We start from the raw sequence: 3,143 nt of genomic DNA, 5'->3' as shown, positions 1-3,143 counted from the left end.
CTTCGTGTCCACGCGCGGCAACCGCATGGGCACCGACGCCATCCGCAAGATGTTCAAGGACGCGCTGCGCCAGGCAGGTCTGGACGAGTCGCTCTCGCCGCACGATATGCGCCATACCTTCGCCACCGATCTGCTGGACGGGGGCGCCGACCTGCGCAGCGTCCAGGAGATGCTGGGACATGCCAGCCTGTCCACCACGCAGATCTACACCCATCTTTCCCCCGGCCGCCTCAAGCAGGTGCACGCCCGCACCCACCCCCGAGGATAGAGCACCGTGTCGAACCACCCGTCCCTTTGACACGCTTTCCGTCCCCTGGTGCGCGCTTTTCCGGTTCCCGGCCGGTTGCGGAGCTGTGACCGCTTCCTGACGGTCGCCGCGCGCCGCGCAGCCTTCCCGCCTGTTCCTCCACAATCGGGTGCATTCGTCGTGCATGTTCGCGATGTGCGCGTTGCGCACCGACCATAAGGAGGTTTCCATGAGCAAGAAGAAGATGCGGGCGTTCGCCGGCGCGATGGCCGTCGTGCTCGCTTTCGTACCGTTTTTGAGCGGCTGCGCGGCCAACGACGCCGAGGACAACCCGCAGGCCCAGCAAGAGCTGAACGCCGACGAGCAATCGCGCAACGAGGCCGAGGGCTCCATCGGCGAGACCGTGCAATACGGTCAGGTCATGGCTATGAACGGTTCTACGGCCACGGTTGTGGTAGGCACCCTCGCCAATGCGAACGACGGCAGCGGCTCGCAGGCTTTCAACGCGGGTCAGGACGAGATAACCTTCGACGAGGGAGACGTTTCCATCGTCGATGAATCGGGCGCCGAACTCGAGGGCCGCACCCTTTCCGCCGACGACGTCATCGTCATGCGCGGCACGGGATCGGGCACCGACTTCAAGCCCACGACCATCGAGATCCTCGACGTTGCAGGCGCGGGAACGAATGCCGACGATGCTCGCGTTCCCCAGGGCGTCAAGTAGCGCGTCGACGCCGCGCCGCAGGCCGATATCGCGCTATGGAGAACGTCGGCGCGCCCTTGCCCCCGTCGAGTTCGAGCCTATAATGTTCAGATGCCCGCGCGCGGCCTCCGCGTCGCGGGCGTTCGGATACAAGGCGCATCGAAGGAGCATGGCATGCAGCTGCTGAAGGTTTCGACCGACAAACTTCTGCTCGTCGCCGGCATCGTGTGGCTCATTGCCGGCGCGAACATCGTGAACATCGGTCTTTCGGCTTTCCTGGACGAGACCGGGTGGCTGTTCTGGGTCTTGATAGGGGGGACCCTCCTCATATTCGTGCTGTTCCATATCTTCGTGTTCACCAAGATGGTTGGCAAGCATGCGAGCAGGATCAGGGGCTACGAGGAAGACAAAACCCACCTGTTCAAGTTCTTCGATAAAAAGGGCTACATCATGATGGCCATCATGATGGGCGGCGGTATCGCCTTGCGCGCATCGGGCGTCGTGCCCGAGTGGTTCATCGCGTTCTTCTATACGGGGTTGGGCGCTGCGTTGGCGGTTGCGGGCGTCAGCTTCATACTGCGTTACTTCAAAAGCTCGAAGCCTGCGTGTCCGGCGATGCCCGGCACGTACACCAAACATCATAAGGAATAGCTTCGGGGCGGCAACGAAACGGTTACGCCTCGCCGACGGAAGCGCTTCGCTGCGTACCATGGGGAGGTATCGAAGTCGAGGGAGCCGTCTTATGCGGACGGTGTGAGGAGGGCGAATGGCACGGATATTCGTCGTGGAAGACGACGCGTCGTTGCGCGAGGAGCTTATGCGCCTGCTCGAACTGCAGGGTCATACCGCGCTGACCGGCACCGCCTTCGACCGCATCGTGGACGATGTTTTGGCGGCTGCGCCCGACTGCGTGATCCTCGACCTCAAGCTTCCCGGCACGGGCGGCCATACGGTCTGCCGCGATCTCAGGCGCTCGAGTCAAGTGCCCGTCATCATGCTCACGTCGTCCGACAGCGAGTTCGACGAGGTTCTGAGCATGAACCTCGGCGCCGATGACTACGTCACGAAGCCTTACAACCCAGCCGTGCTTCTTGCGCGCATCCAATCGGTTCTGCGCCGTACGCAGCGTACCGAGCCGCCGACGCGTATCGAGCATCGAGGCGTGGTGCTGGACGTGGCGCGCGGGCGGGTGGAGCACGGCGGACGTTCCGTCGACCTGACGCGCAACGAGCTGAAGATCCTCCACATGCTCATGGCGAATCACGACACCATCATCTCGCGCCAGGAGCTGATGGTGGAGCTGTGGCAGTCCGATGCGTTCATCGACGACAATACGCTGACCGTCAACATCAACCGTTTGCGCAAGAGCCTGGCGAGTATCGGCGTGCCCGACGACTTCCTCGTCACGCGCCGCGGGCAGGGATACGTGGTGTGATGCGCGCGCCCCGACGACTCCGGGGGTGCCGTGCGCGATGAGCCCAGCAGCCTTTCTCAGGGATCGTGCCCTTTCCGTCGCCGTCGCCATCGTGTGCGCGATCGCGATCGGCTCCGTGGTCGCCGTGCTCGGTGCCGGTCCGGACGCCTCGGTGCTGGCGGCATGCATCGTGCTGGCATGCGCGGCCTTCGCCCTGACGGTGGACTACGCGCGTCGTCGCGCGTTTTACCGCGATCTCGAACAGGTGGTGGGAGACCTCGACCGCACCTATTACGCAACGGCGCTCATAGAACCTCCCGACTTCCTGGAAGGACGCCTGGCTTACGAGGCCCTGCAGGCGACGGGGAAGGCCGCCGCCGACGACGTGGCCGCGCACAAGCAGCAAGCCGAAGCCTACCGCGATTACATAGAGCTGTGGATCCACGAGATCAAGACGCCTATCGCCGCGGCGGCGCTCATGGCCTCAGGCTTGCACGGTCCCCAGGCCGCACGGATCAAGGGCGAGCTCGACCGTATCGAGGGCTACGTGGAGCAGGCGTTGTACTATGCGCGCTCCACCTCGCTCGTCCAGGACTATGCCATCCGCGAGACGAGCCTCGCCGAGGCCGTGCGGGAGGCGCTGCGGAAGCATGCGCGCTTCCTCATCGAGCGCGGCGTGGCGCCGACGGTGGACGTGGACGAAGACGTTCGCGTGTTCGCCGACGTGAAGTGGCTCGCTTTCGTCATCGGCCAGCTCGTGGCGAATGCGGGGAAATACG

At 64.1% G+C, this 3,143-nt stretch carries 5 protein-coding genes; all 5 read left to right on the top strand.

The genetic code is table 11. The features are described 5' to 3' along the window. Nucleotides 1–268 (top strand): tyrosine-type recombinase/integrase (locus tag ACMO6A_RS01510; protein ID WP_418470682.1); only part of this gene is annotated, 268 nt, incomplete at its 5' end. A gap of 208 nt (nt 269–476) precedes the next feature. Further along, nucleotides 477–971 carry a hypothetical protein gene (locus ACMO6A_RS01505; RefSeq protein ID WP_009609141.1) on the top strand — a complete coding sequence of 165 codons (495 nt, stop codon included), beginning with the start codon at nt 477–479 and terminating at the stop codon, nt 969–971. A 153-nt stretch (nt 972–1,124) separates the two neighbouring features. After that, nucleotides 1,125–1,601, top strand: coding sequence for a hypothetical protein (locus ACMO6A_RS01500; RefSeq protein WP_009304447.1), 477 nt, complete (start codon nt 1,125–1,127; stop codon nt 1,599–1,601). Between the two features lie 115 nt (nt 1,602–1,716). Further along, nucleotides 1,717–2,385 carry a response regulator transcription factor gene (locus ACMO6A_RS01495; protein WP_009304445.1) on the top strand — a complete coding sequence of 223 codons (669 nt, stop codon included), beginning with the start codon at nt 1,717–1,719 and terminating at the stop codon, nt 2,383–2,385. A gap of 37 nt (nt 2,386–2,422) precedes the next feature. After that, on the top strand, nt 2,423–3,143 hold a 721-nt coding region (locus ACMO6A_RS01490; RefSeq protein WP_418470681.1), incomplete at its 3' end, for a sensor histidine kinase.

Source organism: Eggerthella sp., from assembly GCF_048329335.1.
GTDB lineage: Bacteria > Actinomycetota > Coriobacteriia > Coriobacteriales > Eggerthellaceae > Eggerthella > Eggerthella lenta.
The sequence above is the reverse complement of the archived record's forward strand: the minus strand, read 5'-3'. Positions and strand labels throughout refer to the sequence as shown.

What these genes read in the sequence shown, in the direction of transcription:
- ACMO6A_RS01495 (WP_009304445.1), top strand. Translation starts at nt 1,717, where the DNA reads ATGGCACGGATATTCGTCGTGGAAGACGACGCGTCGTTGCGCGAGGAG.
- ACMO6A_RS01505 (WP_009609141.1), top strand. Translation starts at nt 477, where the DNA reads ATGAGCAAGAAGAAGATGCGGGCGTTCGCCGGCGCGATGGCCGTCGTG.
- ACMO6A_RS01500 (WP_009304447.1), top strand. Translation starts at nt 1,125, where the DNA reads ATGCAGCTGCTGAAGGTTTCGACCGACAAACTTCTGCTCGTCGCCGGC.